This window comes from Streptosporangium sp. NBC_01469 (assembly GCF_036227305.1).
GTDB lineage: Bacteria > Actinomycetota > Actinomycetes > Streptosporangiales > Streptosporangiaceae > Streptosporangium.
The window spans coordinates 1,424,765-1,448,587 of record NZ_CP109465.1 but is presented as its reverse complement, the minus strand read 5'-3'; the positions used below and the strand labels follow the sequence as shown (position 1 = coordinate 1,448,587).

Genomic DNA, 23,823 nt, shown 5'->3' with positions numbered 1-23,823 from the left:
GTTCACCGGTCGCCGAGGAGCTGTCTCAGCGCGGCAAGCTCGCGGTGTGTGACATGGGTGTCCGGGTGTTCCGGGCCTAGGACGCGAAGACGGTCCACGAGAACACTCTCAAGTTGCGCTATCCCCGTAGCGATGTCACCAAGTCGTGCTTGCCAGCAGCCCAGTTCGTGGCGTGTCGTAAGGGTATCCGGGTGATTGGGCCCTTGGACTCGCAGCCGAGCCGGTAGGAGCATGTCCAGTCCTTGGACGGCAGCCGGCGCGTTACCGGCTTTGCCGCGCCAGCATGCCAGGTGATGCCGGGATGTCAGGGTCTCAGGGTGATCGGGGCCCTGCACCCGGATACGGTCGGCCACCAACTTCTCAAAAGTAGTCATGGCCGTGTGGGGGTCGCCGGCCTCACCCGTCCACAGGCCGAGGTTTCCGCGAGCAGCCAAGGTGTCAGGGTGATCCGGCCCAAGTATTCGCAGTCGATCCGTCAGCAGCTCATCGAAGGCGGCCGCCGCCGCGGCCGGTTCGCCCGACCGGCCCACCCACCGGGCGAGCTCATGGCGAGTGGTCAGGGTGTCCGGATGATGCGGACCGAGGACCCGCATGCGGTCATCGAGAACGTGACGCAGTGCGTCTCTTGCGCCTTGTGGGTCACCGGCAGGGCCTTGCCAATATGCGGCACTATGGCGCGCCGAAAGCGTGTCGATATGATCAGATCCTAGGACTCGCTCCCGGTCTGCCACGATTTGAGCAAATGCCAGCCTGGCACCGCTGGGGTCGCCGGCGCGTCCCCTCCAGTAGGCCAGATTACTCCTGGTCGCGAGGGTCATGGGATTGTCGCGACCCAGAACACGCAGCAGGGCTGGTAGCAGTGCGGTCAGGGCTTCGACCGCACCGTGCGCATTGCCCGTACGACCGGTCCAGTAGGCGAGCGTATTACGGGTCGACAACGTGTCCGGGTGGTCGGGGCCAAGAATTCGTCTGCGATCGGCGAGTAATTCCGAGAGAGCGGCGGTCGCACCTGACGCGTTCCCGGACCGTCCTCGCCACAGTGCGATATTTTCGCGGGCCAGCAAGGTGGAAGAGTGCTCCGGCCCGAGTAGTGAATTGGCGGTTTGGTGGATTTTCTGCCAATAGCTCAGCGCCTCTCGCACCAGCCCCATTTCACCGAGCGACTCGCCCGACCGAAACAAGGCCAGGTAACTTTCGTCGAGCCACAGGTCGTTTCCAGCGGTGTACTCCAACGCCCGCGCATTTTGCCGCAATATTTCCGACAGGTCGGCGTCGCGCTCCACGCTGGGCCAGACAGAGAGAAGTGCGCGAGCTGCCGCACGGGTAGCGTTCAGCCTCGCCTCCCCGCTCAGACACTCACGGGTCGCGCGCTGAGCCAGAGCGTGTATTCTCACGGGGCGGAACTTTTCTGCGGTATCGTGAGTCACTATGCTCAAACGGTGCAAATTCCGAATGGCTGTGCGGAGGTTCTCGGCCGAGAGGGGAGGCGCACTTTCCGCTTGAAACTCTTCACGAACGTAGTCCTGGGCGCGAGCAGCCGTGAGGATTTTCTCAGGGATTCCGTTCGGGCTCAGAAAAGCCGTCAGATTGAGTAGGTGTGCCGATACTCCTGCCGGAACAAGTCGATTGGCAGACTCGGTTGCCAGAGACCAGGTGGCCGCAACCGTCCTTTGCCGGTAATCCTCCACCGCGTTCGGGAACAGATCCACAAGCGTATGCGTCCGATCGCGGAATCGCCTGCGGTACTCACCGCAGGCCCACCCGCCATCCAGGATGACTGCGCTTGCCTGAGCCAGCGCCAACGGCAGGTGCCCTAGATCAGATGCCAGCGCCTCCCGCTCGGCCAAGTCCTCGGCAGGTGCGTGCGCGCGGGGCAACCGCATATTGAGATATCGACCGGACTCCTCGGGCTCGAACACGCCGACGTCGATACAGATCCTGTTCGATTCGGAGAGGACGGCGTCGCGCCGCCGCGTCGTGACCAGCGTGCGCCCGTTCGGGCCGACCGGCCACAGTCCGTTGAGGTCGCCCGGATCTGAAAGATCGTCGAGCACGACCAGCCAGGGGTGTTCGGTCTCACGCAACCATGTCAGCAATGCTCGAGCTGACAGCTCGGGATCATTGACCGGTGCGGTCAGCTGCAATCGGGAAAGAGCCTCCGCGTATTGCGACACCACGGCCTGGCGGGACGTGGCCGTGATCCAAATCGAAAGATCTGCCATCTTCGCGGTGAAGGCATTGTGGAAAACCGAGGCTGCGAGCTGCGTCTTGCCAACGCCTCCGTCGCCGGACATGACCTGTGTGACAATCGCTGTCCGGTTGGAATTCAGGGCTGATTTGAGTTCTGCCATCAGGGCAGATCGTTCCTGGTACGCGGTTGCGACACTGGGAGGATTTCCCACCACTATCGGCCATTTTGGCCCGGCGGGGGAGTGCGCGAAGTAGTTCACCTGAAGAGCGTTGTCGCCGATGAGTACGCCCTGGCTGCCGCTGGCATCCACACTCGAACCTGGGCCGCTGTGAGCGGCATCCAGTCGCTTCTCATCCCGACTCACCGTAAGAGCGTATCAGTATGCCGGAAAGCAAGTCAGGTGGTGACCACAATGGGTTTCGCGGGCCGACATTTCCGTCCCGGACGTACCACTGAGATTGAAGTCCGGAAGTTAGATCATCGACGGTTATTTATGATCACGCGTTCGCCGTGCCAGAGTTATGAGGTATCCGGAAGGCGGTAAATTGACCGCCAAAAATCGAGCATGGCGTGAGAGCGTGGCGTGAGGCGGTGCGGTTGCGCGCGGCTGAGATGTTCGCGCACAGGACGTCGCGGGCCGAGGTGGCCCGGTGCTCGCGGGTCCCGCCGATGTCGGCGCGTCGCCCGAGAGCCCGGCCTGTGATTCGGCAACCCGGCTGCTCTTCCAGCAGATTTGGTTTTCCCCAGTAGAGGGTTATTCGTTCCACCCCATCCCGCGCCGCAGCATGCCGCGTTGAAGGAGGACGGATGCGTACACCAGACATCTACCTGCGCAGTATCGGCCGCTGGTCGAGCAGGGGCTGGACTCGGTGCTGACGGTGATCGTCCGGCGGCGACTGGAGCGACGGTTCCGATGCTCGCTGCCGACGACCCTGCTGTGGCGGCGACCGACCGTCGCCGCGGTCTCCGCCTACATCGCCGGGCTGGTGTCCGTCTCGGGCGGGAACGGGCACGCCGACGTCATCGGAGCGGCGCCGGTCGTCGCGGACCGCCGGGCAGGGCAGGCCACCACAGAAGTGGAAGAAGGAGCGCCGTAAAACAAAATCACCTGAGATCAGTTGATCTCAGGTGACCGTTAACCATGCCCGGAATCATCCGGATGTATCCAACTTACGTGTCCGAGGGGGGACTTGAACCGTTCGCCCATCTCCTGAGCAGCACCGACGCTCCGTGGCTGGACCTCTCATGCCCGGAATAGGCGCGCGGAGAGGGGGCGGTGCCCCCACCCACCTCAACGAGATCGGGTCCTACCTCGCGGCACACGCCCATGCCGGGGAAGCCCGGCAACCGCCAGTTCAGGATCCTCAGCAGACGATCTCAACTGCGCTCAGGGCAGCGGTGGTAAGGGGGCAGGAGCTCGGTGATCGCAGCACCGAACCCCTTCCTGCATCCCAGCAACCTGATCAACCCAGAAGCCAGGCCGTGCGCCGCCCCTCGACACCGGAAATTGCCGGGGAGGTGGTTCCGGTCGAAGGGGCTTGGGTCGAGCGTACTCAGCGGGATCGGGCTGGGGACCGGATCATTCTCGGCTTTGCGGTGGCTGTCCTGCTGGCGGTCGCCGGAGCGGCCGCTTACGTCTCGTACCACCACTTCTACGGTCTGGCGATCGCTCTGGGTGAGCGGCACGACATGGCCATCCTGTATCCGGCGATGTCTGACGGCGTGATCGTCATGGCGTCGCTGGTGATGGTCTACTGCTCGCGTCGTCGGCTACGTGTGCCGGTGCTGGCATGGGTGGCGCTCGCATTGGGCGGGGCGGTGACACTGGCGGCGAACGTGGCGCACGGCTGGCCCGGCGGACTCGGATCGCGCCTGGTCAGCGCTCTGGCACCGCTGGCCTTCGCGGGCGCGTACGAACTGCTCATGTGGATCGTCCGGAACACCCGGCAACCGCCCACCGAGACGCTGGCCAAGGACCACGTGTGCCAGCCCGTTGAGACTCTCGTTGAGGTGGAACGCGTGGTGCCGCTGCTGCCCACCGACCGGTACGAGGCGGCGCGGCTCACCTACATCGAGAGCCTCAGTGAGGGCAATCAGCGGGTCGGCCGACGCCCGCTGATGAGCCGGTGGGGACTGGAACAGCGTGAGGCCGAGGAGATCATCGCCGAGGTGGAGAAGGAGCGGGCCCACGCCATCGTCGAGGTGGCCGATTCAGAGAGTGTCGTGCCGCCGCCGGGAGGCCTCCGGTCGACCGGCACGAGCGAGGCCTGTGGCGCGTAGTAAAGGACATCGGTAACGGGGTGGTCGGGTCGTCCTCCAATCGCCCAGTTCGATCATCAGGCGGTCTCCCATTCTGAAACGCAAGGTTCTGGGCCGCGATAAATCATTTATCGCGGCTCAGGATTGACGCCAAGATCAGTTTGGGTTCCGCGGAGCATGGGCGCGTGCAGCCGAACTTCGCTTGCGACTGAGGGACTCCGCCAAGTGGAGCTAGCGAGACCTGAGTGGCTGCCGCACCTCAGCCTCTGCGATGACCGGGGCGAACGTCGCTGCGGCCAGCACCACCGCGACCGAAACGTAGGCCGGTGTGACGCACCGTGCTTCTGATCGGATGGCCGCGGACGAGTTCCTCGTCGATTCCGATGGAATCAACGCCAAGACGGGGCCAGCGTTCTTCGCCCACCAAGCCGAACATGAGGGCCCCCACGTCGCACACGGCACTTCGTGCCGCAGACTGAACGGCAGGTGAGATCATCGTGACAACATCGGCTAGGAGGACCTTTGCCTGACAGTCGCCATAAGTATCTCTACGAGCGCTTGGGGGATCATGACTTCCAACAGCTCATCGGTGCGCTGCTGACTGGGCGCTTCTCGGATTTCGTTCCGCTGCCTCTGCGGCAAGCGGATGGGGGCCGTGATGGCATCGCACCTGAGAAACGGCTGATCTATCAGGTGAAGTGGTCTCGGAAAGGTACCGAAAACAACCCTGTCACCTGGCTAGACGCGACAATCACCGAGGAAGCCGAGAACATCAAGCGGCTCGCGGCAGAGGGCACCAAAAAGTACATCATCGTCACGAGTGTCGCTAGTACCGCAAAGCCTAGAACGGGAACGTTCGACAAGCTCAACGCGAAGCTGGCCGAGCACTCAAAGAACTTCGGCATTGAGATGAGCGCCATGTGGCGCGAAGCAATCGATCCGATGGTTGATGCGGCACCGAACGAGCTCAAATGGGCCTACGCCGAAATGTTGGCGGGATGGGATCTCATCCGCTACCTCCTCAGCGAAGAGACAGCAGCGACAAAAAATTCGACCCTGCGACTTCTTCTTCGCAAGGTTGCCGCCGCGCAGTGGGACGAGGACGAGCGCGTAAAGTTCAGCCAGGTGGATCTGGACAGGGAGCGCCTGGCCGACCTGTTCGTCGATGTGCCGGCGGAGATGATCCAAAGGCCTCGCCGAGCGCCGCAGTTGGTCGCTGACGCGCATCCGCTGGAGGGTGCCGCCTCCTACATCACCAGCCAGTCGCCCTACCCGTTCACTCTTGTACGAGGCGCACCCGGCCAGGGCAAATCCACTCTGGGCCAGATCGTCTGCCAGGCGTTCCGGGCCGCATTCATGCCGCAACAACCCTCCATATCCGATCTGCCAGCGATCAGCGAGCCGAGATTTCCACTCCGAGTCGATCTCGCTGACTACGCGGCCTGGACGCAAGGCTTCGACGTCTTCGACAAGTCCGAAGCCACCAACGTCAAGAAGGGAAAGAGGCGGCAGGCTCACGAGGCGACCATCGAGTGCTTCCTGGCTGCCCTGATGTCGTATTTGTCGGGAGGTCTCCCAGTAACAGCCTTAGACGTTCAGGACCTACTGGGCCGGATGCCAAGTCTGATCGTTCTCGATGGCCTGGATGAGGTCGGCAGTACGGCTGAGCGGCGCCGCGTTGTGAAGGAGATCGACCTGTTCTGCACCCGGGGCAGGTCCTACGCCGTCGGTCCCAGAGTGATCGTCACCTCGCGCCCTAACTCCGCCGGCCTTGCGGAGCCGGACGCGGATGTGTTCGAGATCATCTCACTCAGCCCTTTGGATCACGCCCTTCGCGACCGGTTCCTTCGCAAGTGGTGCGACGTCCACAATGTCCGAGGTAACGACAACCGTACGCTGCGCCGCAACTTCAACGAAAAGACCCGTGAGCCCTACATCGGTGAACTCGCCGGCAACCCGATGCAGCTCACCATCCTGCTCTATCTGCTGCGCCAATATGGGGACGCGACCCCGAGCCAACGCACGGAACTGTACGACGCGTACATGAATCTGCTCTTGGCTCGGGAGGCGAACAAGCACCCCGAAACGGTCCGGAAGTATCGGGCGGAACTGATGGAGATCGTCCCGTTCCTCGGCTGGTACGTCCAGTCCAGGGCGGAGGAGAACGGCCACAGCGGGCGCATGCGCCGCGATGAGGTTACGGCCGCTATGAAGCACTTCCAGCGGACCTACGGCAAGCCCGAGAACATTGTCGACGAGCTCTTCAAAGCCGCGAGCGACCGGCTGTGGGCGTTGACAGGTAAGGAACAGGAGACCTACGAGTTCGAGGTGCAGTCACTGCGGGAGTACTTCGCAGCGCAGTATCTGTATCGGTACGCCGGCGAGGGCGACCACCGCTTCGACCGCACAGTCGTCTTCCGCGAGCTGCTGCGGCGGCCCTATTGGCACAACACGGCCCGCTTTTACAGCGGCAATGCCACAGGAGCCGACATCTACGCACTGCGCGCAGGGATCACTCAAGAACTGGCGGCCAATCAATCGAAGCACGTCCGCGTGGCATCGTGGAGCCTCATCACCGACGGTGTGTTCAACAGTCGGCCGATGGAGGCAGCCGCGATCGTCGACGCGCTGACCGATGACGTCGGCAGCAAGCTCCTGTTGGAGGCGCTGGACGGCCGAGCGATCACGGCATTGCCGGAGGAGTCGCACGCTGGCATGGCATGGGGGCGCCTCACTCAGGCCATCGCCCTGGCCCCCGAACATCCGGAAAACTACACGCGGATGCGCGTCGTTCGCGATCTGCTCGGGCTTCAGCGTAGGTTCGCCCGCTGGTGGGGGGAGCAGCTCACACAGGCCATCGGCACCGAGAGTGAGATCGCTTGGCTAAAGCTCGGAGCGGCCTGCGAGGTCATCGCAGGCGACGTCATCGACATCCCCGGCCTTTCCGCCCAGGACGGTGAGCGGGCCCAGCTGATCCTCAACACCGGGGGCCTGCCCAAGAAGGGCAGCGGCCTTGAGGAGCAACTCCGTCGCGCCGTGCTTGATGGACAGTGTTCGGAGACAACCTCGGTCCGCTCTGAGCTGGCCAGCATGGCAGTTGCCGTCGGCGGGGCCGAATTCTACTCATTCGGCGCAGAGACCACGATCCCCATGCCGGCAGCCTCCTCCCCGGATCGTCGCGCTCAGGCGATCCAGCAACTCCGCAGATCAGGATCTGCGATCGCGGACGTTGCACGTCTTCGACGATTCCAGCGGGGCGAGAAGGGCAGCACTTTCCCTTGGTGCAATGTCGCCACCGCCTTGTACAACGAGGTTGGCCGTTGCTGGCTCGTAACAGAGATCGCCGTAATCGGTGCGGCCATGCCGCTCAATTCAGGGTACGTAGTACTACTAGGGGCACAGGCGCTGGGAGCTGCTGGCCACCCGGCGGCGCTGATCGCACAAACGAGGAAGCACGCGGGGGACATCGCCTGGTGGCGTGACCGGCTCGAAGTATGCGACGACGATCATTCCCGAGCTGAGTGGGTCTTTGCCCTCTGGGCTATCGCAGAAAGTGACATCATCTACGCGCTTCTGGACGAGCACGATCTGCTCCTGGAATCGCTGCCTGCCAGGTGGCAGCGTGCCGTCAATATTGCGGCTCTTCGCCTTGATAACGCCGACCTGCGTACGGCACGAGAAGCCGGGCTGCGTACGGCACGACGAGTTGGGGCCGTCAAAGTTACCAGTGGGTTGCTCTCTGAGATGCTCGTCGCCAGTGACAGCGGCCCGCCCGCAGCGCGCGGGCCGCAACGGGTAGCCGCAGCCGATATTCAAGATCGTAAACCGCTAGCGGGTGTCGCCCGAACAGAGAAGTGGCTCAAGGTTGATCAAGAAGTGCAGTATCGATAAGCAGGTGGCCCTGCGGGCGCCGAAAATTCATCCGTGCAGGTCGCAGGCTCGTCGGGCGATGATGCGCTTCAATTCGAGGGGGTCGTGCGAGCTGTTCGAAATGGCAAGATGATCTCTCGTGCTGCTGCGCTTGGCCTACCTCGCCGCCGTTACGAACTGAGGTGCCTAGCGGATTCCGGACAGTCGGCTACATAAGCTGACAGAAGTCTGGAAGAGGTAGGTACGTGACGAGGCATCGCAGGCAGTTCTCGCCCGAGTTCAAGGAAGAAACCGTCCGCATGGTGCTGGAGGGCGATCGCACGGTCGCGGCGGTGGCCCGGGAGTTCGGCATCAACGCCGGCACCCTTGGGCAGCTGGGTGACTCGGCATCGGGTCGTGCACAGCCCAGACGAGCAGCCGGTCTCCGGGCCGGAGCGGGCCCGGATCCGGGAGTTGGAGCGAGAGAACGCCGAGCTGCGCGAGAAGCTGGCGTTCCTGAAAAAAAGCGGCCGCCTTCTTCGCGGCCGAGAGTCGATGACGCTCGCCAAGTACGAGCTGATCGATGCGGAGAAGGCTTGCCACGCCATCGCCCGGATGTGCACCTGGCTGAACGTGTCCCGCTCGGGCTACTACGAATGGCGCGAACGGCCGGCCTCGGCCACCGCGCAACGCCGCGCGTTGCTCACCCGGCTGGCCGCCGAGGTCTTCGCCGACTCGCACGAAACCTATGGCTACCGGCGGGTCCACGCCGCCCTACTGCGCCGGGGCGAGCACTGCTCGGCCGAACTGGTCCGCGCGTTAATGCGCGAGCAGGGCCTGATCCCGGCCCAGGTGCGGGCGTTTCGACCCATCACCACCGTGCAGGGCGACTTTCGCGGCATCCCCGACCTGCTCGGCCGCGACTTCACCGCGACGCGGCCGGGCACCAAGCTGGTCGGCGACATCACCTCATGGAAAGGCTTCCTCTATCTGGCCACCGTCATCGACTGCCACAGCAAGGCGGTCATCGGCTGGGCGATGGCCGACCATTACCGCACCGAGCTGATCAAGGACGCGGTCCGGATGGCGGCCGGCACAGGCCTGATCGAGCCCGGCACCGTCTTCCACTCCGACCGCGGCTCGAACTACACCTCGGATGAGTTCGGCCGCTTCCTGACCGGCCTGGGCATCCGCCGCTCGGTCGGCCGCACCGGTGTCTGCTACGACAACGCGATGGCCGAGTCATTCTTCGCCGCGATCAAGAACGAATGGCTCCATCGCTTCGTGTTCACCACCCGCGCCAAAGCGAAACAGCAGGTCATCCGCTATATCGAAGGGTTCTACAACCTGCGGCGCCTGCACTCCGCGCTCGGCTACCGGCCGCCCCTCGAAGTGCTCAACGAGTCCCTTTCATCCCAACCAGCTGCATAGGCTACGCCCACAAGACGGCTGTCCGGAATCTCCGTAGCCCCTCAATGGGCCAGGGCGAGCAGTTCGCGGACGCAGGTCTGGAAGACCTGGCTGGGTTTGGAGCCGTGGACTGGCTGCTCACCATACGAGGTGAAGCCTCATGTCGGCCCGACACCACCTTCTGCTCGCCTGGGCATATTGGTTCCGGCTGTCGTGGGATGAATCAGTCAGGCGGCAGAGGTCGACTCATAAGGTTTCGCGAGCTTCGGAAACTTTGCCCAGCCGCCATCGGGTGACCACCGGAATCCGTCGCCGGTATTCAACGTGCTCATGGCCCACACGTCTGTCACCTCCGCAGGGAGGTTGGGTGTGATCGTCGGAAGCGGTGCCGAGTCCCGCATGAGCAGATCCGAAACCGCGAAAGGGGCGGTGGTGAAGCCGGGAAACAGAACGAAAGCATGGCCGCGCGGCGCGCCAGATGCGGCGAGCTTCTGGCGTACATCCTTCCGGTCTGTCCCGTGGAGCCAGTCGCCCACCCATTGGGCCAAGGCGTCGCCGTTAGGGGCGACGACTCCACCCGTCCTGTCCTGCGGCAACTCGATGATGAAGTACACACTTCCGGCGAAGTCCGTAGCTCCCTGGCGAGCGGTCACGATGCCCAGACGAGATGCTTGTACGAACGTCGGATCTTGGTCGTTCCATGATGCCGAGAATTCCTGAACCCCGCGATGCTCCCAGTCGGCGAGTAGAGCGCGGAGGTTCCGGAGGAGATCTTTCGCACGCGTGGACGGCCTAAGTCGGAGAACCCACCCTCCGGCAAGTCCGGGGTAGACGCAGCGCTCCTCGCCGTTCACGAGTTTCCACAGTTTGATGGCATCGCCATCGGCCGCTGCAGTGACCTCGACGGCACCCTGCAGAACCTTGTCCGGGGAGTAGAGGTTGATGTCATGCATTCCAGGCTTCGAACCGTCATCCCAAGGACAGACAGTGAGCTCCGGCAGGGCAGCCTTGAGGCATGCGAGAGCCCACTCTTCTTCCGGGCGCAGCTTCTTTCCCATGAGGTCATTATCTGTGACGAAGGTTTCAGTCGTCACAGTAGTTTTATTGGACGGTCACGACAGGTAGCCATGCGCCCAGCCTGGAGATGGCCGGTCCGGGTGGCCTGATTCATCGCATGGCGGCTCCAGAAGAGGCCTGACATGTGACGCGTTCCTGACCTCTTGCCGGGCCAATCTTTCCTCTATGCCTGTAGGGCGCCCGCAATCGCATTCACGAAGTCGGCTCGCTCCTGCGGATCAACAAGCCTGTCCGCCCAGACAGCCGCTGCGTCTTCCCAAACTCGGCTCTTCCGCACGTGAGGTCCCAGCCGTTCAGCGATCCGGCCTGGCCAGGGGTGGTGGTTTTCGAGTTGGCGAGCGTCATCAACGGCGTCTAGAAGATCAGCCGGGCGTACCCCCAGCCGTTGGGCGACCTCCGTCCACGCGTCGCCGTCGTCCCCGCCGAACACCACCTTCTCCGGAGGACATCCGCCAGGGATGGCCAGACATCCGGCGCTTGGCTTCTGATCCCCGTCCACGGCCGCAAGAGACCGTTGAGCGAGTTGGTCCTTCTTGGCCAGCGAGCCTAAGAGGGCAACTGTGGATGCGGCGCCTACTGGAAGCAGGCGGATCCGTCGCAAGATCTCGGGCATTTCCTTTCTGATGAGCGCGTCGATCACGACCACCGCCTCGGGGTCCTCGCAGTAGAGGACCAGCTCGGGGTGCTGAACGTCGTCCATGAGGGACATGGCGAACTCGGGAGTCACGCCGTACATGACATTGTGGGGACCTGTCCGGGGGCGCTGGATGAAGACCCGGGCCTCGGTTGGCAACTGTTCGAGGACAATCGCCGAGTGGGTCGACAAGATGAACTGGATTCTCTTCTTGTTTGCGACAGCGAAGAGTTCTCGCATCAGGCGTCGCTGAGACCGCGGGTGAAGCGACGCCTCAACCTCGTCAATAACGATCAAGGAGTTGTTGGGGGCGGCCCAGAGCTGTTCGACGAGATCGACGATTGCGTCCTCGCCGGCGCCCATATGGAAGTTGGAGTAGTCGGCGTTGGACGTGGAGACGACGCCGACCTGCTTGTTCTCGTATGTAACCATGCCGCTAGACGTGTATGACCGACCCATGATCCGAGAAAGCATCATGCGGGCGCCCTCTTCGGCCTGGATCAGCTTGCCAGATAACCCCAGCCCCTTGGCGACTAGCTTGCCGTAGCCGATGACCGTGTTGATCGGCTGTGTTCGGCTGATGTCTAAGAACAGGACATTCCGCACCGGTCGTTCGGGCATGCCTCGCCAGCGGTGCGTGCGCTTTCGCAGCGTCGGTGTGGAGATCTTCTTCCCCTGGATGACCACATATTTGAGAGTTACGCCCTGCACGGTGTCCCACGGGGTCTTGGGGAAGAAGTCGTCCGGGTTGAACGCCGCCCACCTCTGCTGCGCGCCATACGCTGCGGCCGCAGCCTTGAGGACCGTGCTCTTGCCCGCGCCGTTCTCGCCGGCGATGGCGACGACCGGATACCGGAGGTCGATGCTCTCTCCAGCCCAACCTCTCAGGCCTTCGATCTGAACAGATACGAGGAACAGGGGCCAGCCTCGGTCCGTGTTCCCTTGTGTGTTCCATTCGTGGGTGAGAGCTGATTGGGTCGGCGGTGGACTGGCGTCGCCCATGATGTCCTCGGCTTGTGCGGTGGAAGATCGACAAGCCTATCGGTCGAGAAGTCGTCAAGGTGCAGAATCTGGGGCTCCTGCCCATGCATGCGGCACTGTCAGCGTTTGCTTACATTTGCGGCTTGATCTGGTGGTGGAGACCGCGAAGGCCGACATGCCCTGTCGTGAACCCGTCCTGATCGCCTGGCGCGCCCGCCGCCAGGCTTCGGACGGCCTGCCGAGCACGATCTGCGCACCATCATGAACGCGATCGTGTATGTGGACCGCACCGGCATCGCTTGGCGCTACCTGCCGCGTGACTACCCGCCCTGGGCCACGGTGTACTGGTACTTCGCCGCCTGGCGCGACGAAGAGGTGTTCACCGAGCTGAACGGGCTGCTGCGCCGTCTGGTGCGCCAGGCCGAAGGCCGCAACCTCGAAGCGTCGGCGTGCGTGATCGACGCCCAAAGTGTCAAGACCTCCGCCAACGTCCCCGCCGCCGGCCAGGGGACGGACGCGGCCAAGAAGATCGTCGGCCGCAAACGCAGCATCGCGGTCGACACGCTCGGTCTGCTGCTCGCCGTCTTGGTCACCGCCGCCGGCGTGCAGGACTCAGCCGCCGGCATCTCTCTGCTTGACCAGCTCGCCACCGGCCATCCCACCGTCAGCAAGGCCTGGGTCGATGGCGGCTACCATCGCGCACACTTCATCGACCATGCCGCCGCTCTCGGCATCGACGCCCAGGTCGTGCCTCGAGACCCCGCCACCTGCGGGTTCACCGTCCTGCCTCGCCGATGGGTCGTCGAGCGCACCTTTGGCTGGCTCATGCAGCATCGCCGCCTGGCTCGCGACTACGAGGCCCTGCCCACCAGCTCCGAAGCCATGATCCATCTCGCCATGATCGACACCATGACCCGCCGCCTCACCGGCGAAAACACCCCAAACTGGCGCGGAACTGGAGTTGCCCCGGTTCAGTAGACACGTCAGGGCTTTCGGCTACGCGGCAGCATAGCCGTCTTCTTGAATGCTCTTAAGGGCGTGTCGGCGTTCGTACTCGGTGGGGCTGAGCTGGCCGTTCGCGGAGTGGCGGCGGCGTGGGTTGTAGAAGCCCTCGATGTAGGCGAACACGGCCCGTTCGGCTTCTGACCTGGTACGGAAGGTCCGCCGGTCGATCAGCTCACACTCCAGCGAGGCGAAGAAACTCTCCGTGATCGCATTGTCGAAGCACGTCCCGGTCCTACCCGTCGAGGGGCGAACTCCTGCCTGCTCGCATCGCTGGCCGAAGGCGATCGAGGTGTACTGGCTGCCCTTGTCGCTGTGATGGATCACCCCGGCGCTGGGGCGGCGCTGATGGATCGCCATCGCCAGCGCGTCGGTCACCAGCTCAGTCCGCATATGGTCGGCCATCGCCCAGCCGACGATCCGCCTGGAGAACACGTCCAAGACCACAGCGAGATAAACGAAACCCTGCCAGGTCGGCACATACGTGATGTCGGCCGTCCAGATCCGGTTCGGCTCGTCCGCTTCGAACTTCCGCTTCACCAGGTCCGACGCGGCTGCAGCCCGCCGATCCGCGATCGTCGTGCGGCAGCCCTTACGCCGGGAGACACCGGCCAGCCCGGCCGCACGCATCAGCCGGGCCACTCGCTTGCGGCCCACCTTCTCCCCGTCGATCTCACGCAGGTCGGCGTGGATGCGCGGCGCCCCATACACCTCATCAGAGGCCGTATGGTGCCGGTGGATCTTCTCAGTCAGCTCGGCATCACGACAGGCGCGAGTGGACGGGCCGCGCTTGGCCCAGGCGTAGTAGCCCTGGCGCGACACACCCAGCACCCGGGCCAGCAGGGAGACATCGTGGTGGTCTTTCTCCGCATCGATCAGCCGGTACTTCATCTCGGCCGATCCGTCTCCCGCGCGAAGAAAACCGCGGCCTTACGCAAGATCTCCTTCTCCTCGCGGAGGATCTTGTTCTCACGGCGCAGCCGGACCAGCTCGTCCTTCTCAGCGCTGGTCAGGCCGTCTTGGCGGCGGCCATCATCGAGGTCGACCTGGCGCACCCAGGTACGGATCGACTGCGCGGAGGGCTCGAACTCCTTGGCGAGTTCCTCCGGCGACCGTCCCGCGCGCACCAGCTCCACCATCTGCCGGCGAAACTCCGGCGGATAGTTGTTCGGCACAGTGAACTCCTTCTTTCGGGAACCAGGGTTCCCCAGAGGTCAGGTGTCCACCAAACCGGGCCAACTCCAGGCGAGCTGTGGCACACCCTGGAAGACATCACCCAAGCCTGGATGAACGGCGCCAACGACTACGGCGTCCAACTGTCCTCCGCCAGCGAGAGCGTGCCCACCAACTGGCGCTGGTACCGCTCCGACGAATACGGTGGCTACGACACCTACCCCTTCACCCCCCGCGGCCCCGTCCTCATCATCAAGTACGAGCCCAAGATCAAGACTGAGGTGCGGGGGTACTACGTTCCAGGCCCCAGCGACGGTACAACCCCCACGGCCGCCGAGATTACGGAGCATCTCACCGACCAGGCCGACGCTCCTGACCTCCCTGTCCTCAACGAAGAGCAGGCACGCGCACTGCGGGAGAACGCTCAGGATACTGTCATATCCGATGCCACAGATGGTTTCTATGAGGTGGAGGAGATCACTCGCGAGGAGTGGCTGGAAAGACTGGACCCTGACGAGGAGGTTCACGAGCCGGAACCTGGCGGGGTACCGCCCGTCGTCGTCACCACAACTCCCCTTGCTGGAGCTACTGACATTCCGGTCTCGACGGCGCTGCATGTGACGTTCGATGAGTGGGTAGCCAATCCGGCATTCGTCGTCAAAAATGCCGCTGGGGATGTCGTGAGTGGCGAGACATCCGTCCAGGGCGCTCAGGCCAATTTCGTACCGGGTCAACTGCTGGCCGAGGCAACGACGTACACGGCTGAGATCACCGCGGCAGATATGGACGGCGCCGCCATGACAGCGCCTCACTCGTGGAGTTTCACCACAGGATCTGCCACCACGCCGCCACAGGGGCTGGTAGCAGCCTATGGGCTCAACGAGGGCTCGGGCACGAGCGTGGCAGACTCCTCCGGACAACACAACACCGGCACAGCCAGCGCCACCAACTGGGTGAACGGGAAGTATGGCAAGGCGCTGTCGTTCAACGGCACGTCGAGCTGGGTCACCGTCGAGGATGCCGCGTCGCTTCGGCTGACAACCGGAATGACGTTGTCCGCCTGGGTCAACCCGGCGACGGTCGCTAACTGGAGCAGCGTAGTGGGTAAGGAGTTGAGTGCTGGAGGCGTCTCCTACCTGCTGTACGCCGCCAACGGCGACTCGGTTCCGTCCGGCTGGGCGAAGGCCTCGGCTCCGGGGCATGCGACGGCCAACGGCGTTTCGCCCTTGCCGGTGAACACCTGGAGCCACCTGGCGTTCACCTACGACGGCGCCGCCCTGCGGCTGTTCGTCAACGGACAGCAGATCGCCGATACTCCGCTCAGCGAAAGCCTCATTGACGATGGTAGCCCGCTGCACATCGGCGGCAACGGCATCTGGGGCGAATACTTCAGTGGCCTGATCGACGAAGTACGCGTCTACAACCGCGCTCAGAGCGCGACCGAGGTCCAGACCGACATGAACACCCCGATCGGCGAGCAGGCGCCGCCGGACACCCAGGCGCCAACCGCGCCCGGTTCGCTCGCCGTAATGGGCGGTTCTGGCAATGCGCAGCTCACCTGGACGGCCTCGACGGACAACGTGGGCGTGGGCGGCTACAGGATCCACCGATCCACGACGCCCGGATTCACCCCGTCGGCCGCAAACCAGGTCGGCTCGTCACCGACCACCACGTTCACCGACGCGGGCCTCGCGGCGGGGACGTACTACTACCGGGTCCGCGCTGTCGACGCGGCCGGCAACCTCAGCCCGTCATCGAACGAGGTCTCGGCCACCGTCACGGCCCCGCCGACGAACCCGGGCCTAGTGGCCGCGTACGGCATGGATGAGGGCTCGGGCACAATCGTGGGCGACTCCTCCGGGCAGCACAACACCGGAGCGGCCACCGACACCACCTGGACGACCGGTAAGCACGGCACGGCGCTGTCGTTCAACGGCTCCTCCAGCTGGGTGACCGTCCCGCACGCCGAGTCACTGCGCCTGACGAACGCACTGACTCTCTCGGCATGGGTACAGCCGGCGGCAAACAACAACTGGCGCACCGTGCTGATGAAGGAACTCGCCGAAGGCGGCAGCTACGGCCTGTACTCCTCCAACGGTTCAGTCCCACAGGGCTGGTTGCAGATGGCCGAGAGTGGTGGGGCGGCGGCGGGAGAAAGCGCACTGCCACTGAACCAGTGGAGCCACCTGGCAGTCACCTACAACGGCAGCACGGCCACCCTGTACGTCAACGGCACTCTGATCGACGAGCAACCGATCGCCGGCGACCTCATCGACGACGGCGGTGTACTGCGACTCGGCGGCAACAACGCCTGGCGTGAATTCTTCAACGGCAGAATCGACGAGGTACGCATCTACAACCGCGTCCAAACCGCGACCGAAATCCAGACCGACATGAACACCCCCGTCGGCGCCGCCCCGGCCGGCGTGGCCGCTCAACAGCGGCGCATGGACGCCACCGCGGACGCTGCTCCCACCATCGACAAACTGACGATCGAAGGTGCCCGCACCGTGGACGGCATCACTGTCGCCTCCACCCTGACCCCTGGCTTGACCACCTGGTTGTCCGCCGGGCGCGACGGCGAGGCGAAGGTGGAAGTGGAACTCGCCGGCACACCCACCAAGTCCTTCAAGGCGGGCAGGGTAATCACGGACAAGCGGCTGCTCTGGTCCGGCCAGGTCACCGCCAAGCCAGGGGACTCCCGGGTGACACTGCAGATCCCCAAGGGCAAACTTCAAGACGGTGAGAAGGTCAGATGGCGCGCCCGCGTCGCCGACTCCGACACCGGAGGCTGGACACACTGGCAGAACCTCATCATTCAGCAGCCGCAGTCGGCCCAACCGCCGGCCAAGGAAGAGCCTGTTGACGGTTCGTTGCCTAATCGCGAACCAGAGACAAAGCAAAAGGCTACTCGCGCCGGCGCATCCACTGCCTCATTGGCCGAGACGATGAGTCCGCTCACAGGCACTCAAGCGGTCCAAGCGGCCGTGAAGCCTTTCAACTACGATCGCATTAATAAACAGGGCGATTGCCAGCTGTCACGGCATCAGAGTATAGCAACGTGGCGCTGGATCAAAAATTCATTCAACGTGTGTTTTACTGGCCGTATCGGTGAAACTGAGACCGTTAATGACATTTCGAACGGAATAGCGTGGTCAGCCCGTTTCAGCATGGTCGTCCACACGTACGTGGGACACTCGGCAGGCACCGCGAACCCGACAGCAGCGCGTGGCGAAGCGGGGATCCATAGCCGTCAGATGAAGGCATGGATCAAGGTCGACGACTTTCGTCCAGGCGGCTTCGAGGGTGCTGCAGGCCGCCCGGTTAAGGTAGGTCTCAGCAACTCCAGCGGATGTTTCGTCGATAAGAAGATCATCGTCGATGATATCGGTGATTGGATCCAGGGCGCTGACCGACTGATTACCATAACCTCGCCAGAGGCTTGGTTTCCGGCGCCGGACCGTAAGGGATTCTGTGGTCTCAGGCCCTCGGTTAGCTATCCGGAAAGTGATAACCCTCTTAAGCTGTTCGGATGGCTCTCCCCTGACCGCGTCGAATTCCGCTGCGACAGCTCACCCAGAATCCTGAATCACACCGGCGGTTGTGTCGTCTGGAGTTCGCGGCCAGTCTGGCACCTCGACGGCAACCGGGCAGAGGATCCCGTAACTAAAAGTGGTGTGAACCAAACCGCAGCACACATCTGGAAAGCCCTCTACGACCCGGACGACACAGTGCCGCTGTCTCCAGTAAGGAAAAAAATCCCCGGCCGCTACAGCAAGAACGATCCTGGATGCATGTCTGAAAACAACAGATGCCTGACCAGAGCCGAGGGGGACCGTAAAGATCCAGACACCGTCCCCGGGAAGAATGACGCGGCCCGGAAAAAAGTGTGCAAACTAGCCCGGGTTCCAAGCGGCCTACAACAGCCATCATGCGACGAGTATCCCTTCGCCTCCACACACGAGGGTGCCGCCTCTGCGGGCTATAACATGTCGGTCGCAATCGTCGAGTGCAAAGACAACACCACTGCGGGCGCACTGCTCAACGGCTGGTATGACCGGCACCGCATCCTAGAGAAGGATCCCTTTTGGGTCGATGCGACCAAGAAGGGCGACACAGTTCCCGAAAATGTCCCTCCACCAGACATCGCTCAAGTCGATACCTCCGGCTTCGGTGAGAGATGTAGATAGTTGAAGCGTCGCCGTCCGCCGCTAGCCTCATCATCCTAGCGGCGGACGGCACGCCAATCTGCCGATCATAAACGTGGCCGGTAGCAGGGCACATCAACCAAAGGAAGACCAATGATTGATGAGAGCTATTCTCGTTGGTTCCATCGGTACACCACTAACGCCCTCGCGCTTACATGGTGCTCCGCCACCACGACCGATGATGTCCTTGCAGCCTACGACATCTCGCCCGGGATCACGGAGCCGATGCACTTTCTAGGCGGCGATACCGATATGCTCATTGGGCGTCTCGGCAACGGCACTATCATCATAGATTACAGCGTCGATTCCCCCACACCTGAGACTCTTTCCACCATAGCGCAGTACGGGCCTTGTCTGAGTGCTGCATGGTGCGGCGACGTCCCGGCGATAGTGTCCTATTACGCTCAAGACGGTCGCGCAATCAAGTTCGACGCAAGTAGTCGGGACTGGTATCCGGATCCCGATCTCGCCAGCGTCGAACAATGGATCGCCACTACGCCTGCCGGCAGGGAAACATGGGACAATCGCTGGGGCGTCGCCGTACTTATCACCGCCGAAGCGCTGCTGCAAGCCGCTATTGACGAAGAATGGATGCGATCCACACACGTCGGCGTTACATTCCCCACATAAACACCTGCCCTCCCCCAGGGGTTGGGGATCTTGCTGCCGCGGTACCGGTACCGAGTGACCGGTACTACATTCGAAGATCTTGAACGTGTAGATCTTGGGTAATCTCCGTCCTTGACGGGTGGTTGTGGGCCGATGGTCGGCGCGTGACTTCCTTCCTTTCCTACGATCAGGTCGTGTCCTGGGATACGGAACTGACAGCGCTGGCCACTCGGATCGCTGGCCCCCTGTTCACCCGGCCCGAGCCTCGGCAGGCCTTCGCCGACCTGGCACGCGCCCTGCTGGCCGATGTGCCGCGTAAGAACTCCTGGCAGTTGGCCGACCACATCGGGCACGCCACCGCCCACCGGTTCGAGCACCTGCTGGACCGCGCGAAATGGGACGTCGACGCCCTGCGTGACGAGGTCCGCTCCTACGTGACGGCATCCGGTGCCGCGTAGCGCCGCAGGCGTGCGGGTCATCGCAGCCGTGTTGCCACGGCAATCTCACTAACTCCCACATAAGCGGAACAACTTCCCGACCAGCCTCACCGAACGACAACTCGACGATCTCGCGGAGGAAGCCGTCGCCTGCCTGGCCGATGACCTGGCAGAACGGGTCTTCGCCTCGATCCTCCCCGACATCGAGGACCCGACGGCGCCGACGCCGGGTCCGGCGACGGCGCTCAACCGGCTACGGATCCTGGCGCATCTCAGCCGCGCGATCGAGCGCCGCGCCCACCGCGAGGCCGCCGGCGCCGCCCAGCTCGGTGCCGGCTACCCGCAACTGGGTGAGGCCTGGTACATCACCCGGCAAGGAGCCCGCCGCCGCTGGCCGAGACTGGTTTTCGCAACGCACCCCCTCTACTCGGCCCCTTCCCGGCGGCCATGACAGAAACCACGGCGTGAACACCGACCCGCGTACCTACAGCGTCCTTCTGGTCGAAGACGACGACGCCGACGCCGCACTGATCGACGCCGCTCTGCACGAGCACGGCATGGCCCGCGACATCCACCACGTCCATGACGGTGTGGACGCGGTACCTGCGCGCCCGGCACCCCGTGCCCCGACCTGATCGTCTTGGACCTGAACATGCCCCGCATGAACGGGCGTGAGCTGCTGGCCGTGCTCAAGGAGGACAAGCACCTGCTGAGCATCCCCGTCATGGTCCTGACGACCTCCTCGGCTCCCGACGACGTCCGCGCCGCCTACCACCAGCACGCCAACGCCTATGTGACAAAACCCATCAACCTCGACGACTTCCTCCAGGCCGTCCGAAGCATCGACGCTTTCTTCCTGGAGATAGCCGTCGCACCCCGCCGCTCCTGACCTCCACCCGCGCGCTCACCGATCTTCAGGTGTCCGCCGTCAGGCGGTGGCGGGCCGCCGCAGGAAGTGCACGGCCTCGGCCGGGGTGGGGTGGACGGCGAACAGGGCGGTCAGCCCGGTGGTGTTCAAACGCTCATACACGGCCTGGAACACGTCCGGCGAAGCGCAAGCATCTCGGCGTGGGCCGTCGGATCCGGCTCCGAGTTCAACTCGGTGAAAGCCGAGGAGAGCAGCTCCATCCGCCCGTCCACGACAACCGCCCCGATTTTGTAGTTTCCCGAGGCGCGAGCCTGGTGGGCCACCTTTATCGCCTTGCTCATCACCTGTTCACATGGGTGCCCGTTACTCATGGTCAGCGGCCATTAAGGCGACTGCCAGGCAGCATGGGAAGCAGGGAACTGAGGTGAGGGATCACCGGAACGCCAGGTGGAAGAGCTTGAACCTCCTGCTCGCTCAGCGGAGCCGGGCGCACCAGTACCGACTGCATCCCGTGCATGAACGGACCGATCACATCGTGCCGGATGTTGTTTCCCACCCACACGATCTCGTGCGGGAGGAACTGGGCGGCGGTCACCGCGAGGTCGTAGAACAGTCGGCTGGGCTTTGCCACTCCCAATGCATCAGACTGCAGGGTGACTGCGAAAAGCTGCAGAATCCCTGCTTGTTCCAGCGCCTGCCGTCGGTTCTGGCCCTTTTTGGTGTTGCTTCCGAGCACCAAGCGAAATCGGCGCTCATGAAGTTTACGCAGTGCCACGTCCGCATCAGGGTCGACCCGGCGCATACGCAGCTCGGGATCAACCGGTGAGTCCACCGCGGTGATTGTCGCCCCGTAATCCACTATCACGCATTGGATGTCCGTGAACGTCGCTTGTAGCCCTGGCCCCGGGCTCACCTGGCTACCTTGAGGTCTACCGCGACGGACACCATGCGGTGATCGCTCGCACGATCACCGAGCTCGTTGACCCACACCCGATAGCTGCCGGGCACCTGGCTGGGGGCCAGCCACGGGCTGAGCAGCACGTGGTCGATCCGAGCTCCCTGGCCGTCGTCGACGGCGTCGTTGACGGTGACGGTGTAGTCCCCGTCCACCGATCCCGCGTTGACGAAACCGGCCTCGGACAGCACGGTCAGTGCTCGCCGATCGGATCGCAGCTCGCCGTCGGCGCGTGCGCCCGGCGGCATCGTCTTGTGCAGCCGTTTATGCGGGGGCCGGGCCAGCCAGTCGGGTTCGAATTCCTGCGGGCCCGGCCACAGCGAGTTGAAGTCACCTGCGATGATCGCCGCGGAGCCCGGGGCGGCGTGACGGGTGAGCTTCAGCGCTTCGTCCAGGCGAGCGTCTCCTGACCAGTGTGGCCAGTGCACGCTCTTGAGCGCCAGCGACCGGTCGAGGTCGCCCTCCAGGTGGGCGTGCAGCCAGCCGATCTGGTCATGGTAGATGCCCGGCCCCGGCTCGTAGTGCCGGACGGGCATCAGCCGCGGCCACCGCATGAAGATCACCTCGTGGAGCAGGCCGCGGTCGCTGCGCGTCAGGAACCCGCGCAGCGGCGCCACCGGCGCCAGGATCCTCTCGACCTCGAACAGGGCCCTTTGCCCTTCCTCGGCGTAGCGGAATCCTTCCTGAAGAAAAAGGATGTCCAGGTCAGGAACCTGGGCGACCACCTCTTTCAAAAGGGGGAGATTTCGGTAGGCGCGGTCATGCCGCGACCATCCGCCCTCTTGGAAGTTAAAAGTAGCCAGGATCAATTTTTCGTTCGCCACGGCCAACGCCTTTCGCGACGTCCAGATGAATACCGTTAATAGCTTCTGTTTTAAGGAGGGGAGTGCCCTCGCGGATTCCTGGGGCCGACTCACTCTCTACGGTGAGTCGGCCCCAGGAATCCGCGAGGGTCTCGGGTGAAGCTCTGGATGATGACCCCGCGAGCGGTCCCCGGATCGTTCTTCACCGCTCGCGGGGGGACGGCGCGGCGACATGAGAGGGGTCCTGTCGCCGCGCCAGCTCAGGAAGGCGGCACCACCAAGCTCGCCAGCGTCGCGGTGACCAGGGTCAGCACGCCCGCCAGCGGCCTGGTGCGCTGCTGGACGAAGCCGGCCCGCGCCAGCAGGTGCGTGTACTGGTCGGGGGTTCGCTCGTGCCCGCCTTCGAAGAACGCCATCATGCGCAGGTCGAGCAGGGCGTGGAGTGTCAGTTTCTCGACCAGCCACAGCTCGGCCGGGCTGCCGGTGGCGACCATGGCGGCGCGCACCTGCCCGAGGATCCGGAGCGAATCCTCGTCAGACCAGTTGTGGAGCACGCTGCTCAGCAGGTACACCGTCTTCCCGGGCGTATGCGGCATCGCCGGGACGCCCTCGAAGAAGTCGCCGGGCAGGACCTGCAATCGATCGGCCATCCCGCGGGCGGCCAGGTTGGTCTCGGCGCGGACGGCGACCCGGGGGAGTTCCTGGAGCACGCCGCGGCAGTGCGGGTGCGCTTCGAGGATGGTCGCCAGCGTGCCGCCGGTGCCGCCGCCCACGTCCACCACGGTCTGCACGCCGGAGAAGTCCTCGGTGGTGAGCGCCATGGCCGCAGGATGTGACCGCGCCGCCATGAACGCGTCGAACGCCTCGTTCTCGTCGGGGTTAGCCGCCAGGTACTCATACAGCGACCGGTGTCCCTCGGGCAGGATGGGTTTCCCGGTACGGGCGATCTGCCCGTATTGGGGGATCACCTCCCACCAGGCGGGCCTGGCGGTCATGGTCACCGTGTGCCGCAGGGAGCCCGGGACGTCTTTGCGAAGCGCGGCTCCCAGCGGGGTGAGCGTGACGACGCTCCCCTCGCCCACCGTCTTGGTGAGGTTCACGATGCTCTTGGCCGACAGCGGGAGCAGCAGGCGCTCCAGCAGCTCCGGCTGTGCCCCGCACCAGCTGGCGAGTTCCTTCAACGGCAGCGTCCGGTGGGCGGCGCGGTCGAGGATGTCGGGCAGGTCCAGCTCGCAGAAGGCGTTCAGCGCGCCGAACAGCAGGACGCCGTCGACGATGCTCTGGATGGTGATTGTGTGCTGGGAGTTCACCGTCTCGGCGCCCCGCGGGATGGTGCGGGCGCGCTGCGGCAGGCCGTTCTGGGTCAT

At 63.9% G+C, this 23,823-nt stretch carries 16 protein-coding genes and 2 pseudogenes; 10 read left to right on the top strand and 8 right to left on the bottom strand.

Annotated elements, in window-relative coordinates; genetic code table 11:
* Window positions 1–2 precede the first annotated feature (2 nt).
* On the bottom strand, window positions 3–2,555 hold the full coding sequence (locus OG587_RS06420) for a tetratricopeptide repeat protein (RefSeq protein WP_329087765.1): 2,553 nt from the start codon (window positions 2,553–2,555) through the stop codon (window positions 3–5).
* Window positions 2,556–3,036: 481 nt separating this feature from the next.
* On the opposite strand from OG587_RS06420, the gene OG587_RS06415 reads away from it, so the two are divergent.
* From OG587_RS06415 to OG587_RS06400, 4 genes are all read left to right on the top strand, one after another.
* The gene (locus OG587_RS06415; protein ID WP_329093763.1) at window positions 3,037–3,288 is read left to right on the top strand and encodes a phosphopantetheine-binding protein; all 252 of its coding nucleotides are present in this window, start codon (window positions 3,037–3,039) and stop codon (window positions 3,286–3,288) included.
* 499 nt (window positions 3,289–3,787) lie between these two features.
* Window positions 3,788–4,471 carry a DUF2637 domain-containing protein gene (locus OG587_RS06410; protein ID WP_329087763.1) on the top strand — a complete coding sequence of 228 codons (684 nt, stop codon included), beginning with the start codon at window positions 3,788–3,790 and terminating at the stop codon, window positions 4,469–4,471.
* Window positions 4,472–4,972: 501 nt separating this feature from the next.
* The gene (locus OG587_RS06405; protein WP_329087761.1) at window positions 4,973–8,341 is read left to right on the top strand and encodes an NACHT domain-containing protein; all 3,369 of its coding nucleotides are present in this window, start codon (window positions 4,973–4,975) and stop codon (window positions 8,339–8,341) included.
* 224 nt (window positions 8,342–8,565) lie between these two features.
* A protein-coding gene (locus tag OG587_RS06400; protein ID WP_329087759.1) for an IS3 family transposase occupies window positions 8,566–9,730 on the top strand; the annotation gives its coding sequence in 2 pieces (ribosomal slippage) (window positions 8,566–8,685 and window positions 8,687–9,730; 1,164 coding nt in all).
* Window positions 9,731–9,936: 206 nt separating this feature from the next.
* Here OG587_RS06400 and OG587_RS06395 read toward each other — a convergent pair.
* Both OG587_RS06395 and OG587_RS06390 read right to left on the bottom strand, forming a co-directional pair.
* The gene (locus OG587_RS06395; protein ID WP_329087757.1) at window positions 9,937–10,767 is read right to left on the bottom strand and encodes a hypothetical protein; all 831 of its coding nucleotides are present in this window, start codon (window positions 10,765–10,767) and stop codon (window positions 9,937–9,939) included.
* Window positions 10,768–10,949: 182 nt separating this feature from the next.
* A complete protein-coding gene (locus OG587_RS06390) occupies window positions 10,950–12,422 on the bottom strand; it encodes an ATP-dependent nuclease (RefSeq protein ID WP_329087756.1) in 1,473 nt (490 codons plus the stop codon).
* A 171-nt stretch (window positions 12,423–12,593) separates the two neighbouring features.
* Between OG587_RS06390 and OG587_RS06385 the strand changes: the two are divergent.
* Window positions 12,594–13,379: pseudogene (locus OG587_RS06385) on the top strand (IS5 family transposase); the annotation flags it as partial.
* 18 nt (window positions 13,380–13,397) lie between these two features.
* Here the strand turns inward: OG587_RS06385 and OG587_RS06380 are convergent.
* Window positions 13,398–14,542, bottom strand: a protein-coding gene (locus tag OG587_RS06380) for an IS3 family transposase (RefSeq protein ID WP_329083762.1) whose coding sequence is annotated in 2 segments (ribosomal slippage) — window positions 13,398–14,329 and window positions 14,329–14,542 — 1,146 coding nt in all. Because the reading frame shifts where the segments join, the coding sequence is not laid out codon by codon here.
* A gap of 147 nt (window positions 14,543–14,689) precedes the next feature.
* Between OG587_RS06380 and OG587_RS06375 the strand changes: the two genes are divergently transcribed.
* From OG587_RS06375 to OG587_RS06355, 5 genes and pseudogenes are all read left to right on the top strand, one after another.
* On the top strand, window positions 14,690–18,766 hold the full coding sequence (locus OG587_RS06375; RefSeq protein WP_329087755.1) for a LamG-like jellyroll fold domain-containing protein: 4,077 nt from the start codon (window positions 14,690–14,692) through the stop codon (window positions 18,764–18,766).
* A gap of 111 nt (window positions 18,767–18,877) precedes the next feature.
* Window positions 18,878–19,414: a hypothetical protein gene (locus OG587_RS06370; protein ID WP_329087754.1), complete on the top strand. Its 537-nt coding sequence runs from the start codon at window positions 18,878–18,880 to the stop codon at window positions 19,412–19,414.
* A gap of 143 nt (window positions 19,415–19,557) precedes the next feature.
* Window positions 19,558–19,830 (top strand): annotated as a pseudogene (locus OG587_RS06365) (IS701 family transposase); the annotation flags it as partial.
* Between the two features lie 464 nt (window positions 19,831–20,294).
* Complete coding sequence (locus tag OG587_RS06360; protein ID WP_329087751.1) at window positions 20,295–20,465, top strand: hypothetical protein; 171 nt, start codon at window positions 20,295–20,297, stop codon at window positions 20,463–20,465.
* 26 nt (window positions 20,466–20,491) lie between these two features.
* Complete coding sequence (locus tag OG587_RS06355) at window positions 20,492–20,719, top strand: response regulator (protein ID WP_329087750.1); 228 nt, start codon at window positions 20,492–20,494, stop codon at window positions 20,717–20,719.
* A 125-nt stretch (window positions 20,720–20,844) separates the two neighbouring features.
* On the opposite strand, the gene OG587_RS47065 is transcribed toward OG587_RS06355, so the two are convergent.
* The 4 genes from OG587_RS47065 to OG587_RS06340 all read right to left on the bottom strand — a co-directional run bounded on the left by OG587_RS47065 (window position 20,845) and on the right by OG587_RS06340 (window position 23,823).
* Window positions 20,845–21,039, bottom strand: a complete 195-nt coding sequence (locus tag OG587_RS47065) for a hypothetical protein (protein ID WP_443075489.1) — start codon at window positions 21,037–21,039, stop codon at window positions 20,845–20,847.
* Window positions 21,040–21,071: 32 nt separating this feature from the next.
* Window positions 21,072–21,530, bottom strand: coding sequence for an HAD family hydrolase (locus OG587_RS06350; RefSeq protein WP_329087749.1), 459 nt, complete (start codon window positions 21,528–21,530; stop codon window positions 21,072–21,074).
* Window positions 21,531–21,607: 77 nt separating this feature from the next.
* Window positions 21,608–22,477: an endonuclease/exonuclease/phosphatase family protein gene (locus OG587_RS06345; protein ID WP_329087747.1), complete on the bottom strand. Its 870-nt coding sequence runs from the start codon at window positions 22,475–22,477 to the stop codon at window positions 21,608–21,610.
* 239 nt (window positions 22,478–22,716) lie between these two features.
* Entirely contained in the window at window positions 22,717–23,823 is a 1,107-nt protein-coding gene (locus OG587_RS06340) for a methyltransferase (protein WP_329093762.1), read from the bottom strand.

Excerpts from the sequence above, each read along its gene's own strand:
- OG587_RS06395 (WP_329087757.1), bottom strand. The coding sequence starts at position 10,767 with ATGGGAAAGAAGCTGCGCCCGGAAGAAGAGTGGGCTCTCGCATGCCTC.
- OG587_RS06390 (WP_329087756.1), bottom strand. The coding sequence starts at position 12,422 with ATGGGCGACGCCAGTCCACCGCCGACCCAATCAGCTCTCACCCACGAA.
- OG587_RS06375 (WP_329087755.1), top strand. The coding sequence starts at position 14,690 with ATGAACGGCGCCAACGACTACGGCGTCCAACTGTCCTCCGCCAGCGAG.
- OG587_RS06370 (WP_329087754.1), top strand. The coding sequence starts at position 18,878 with ATGATTGATGAGAGCTATTCTCGTTGGTTCCATCGGTACACCACTAAC.
- OG587_RS06355 (WP_329087750.1), top strand. The coding sequence starts at position 20,492 with ATGAACGGGCGTGAGCTGCTGGCCGTGCTCAAGGAGGACAAGCACCTG.
- OG587_RS47065 (WP_443075489.1), bottom strand. The coding sequence starts at position 21,039 with ATGAGCAAGGCGATAAAGGTGGCCCACCAGGCTCGCGCCTCGGGAAAC.
- OG587_RS06340 (WP_329093762.1), bottom strand. The coding sequence starts at position 23,823 with ATGACCCAGAACGGCCTGCCGCAGCGCGCCCGCACCATCCCGCGGGGC.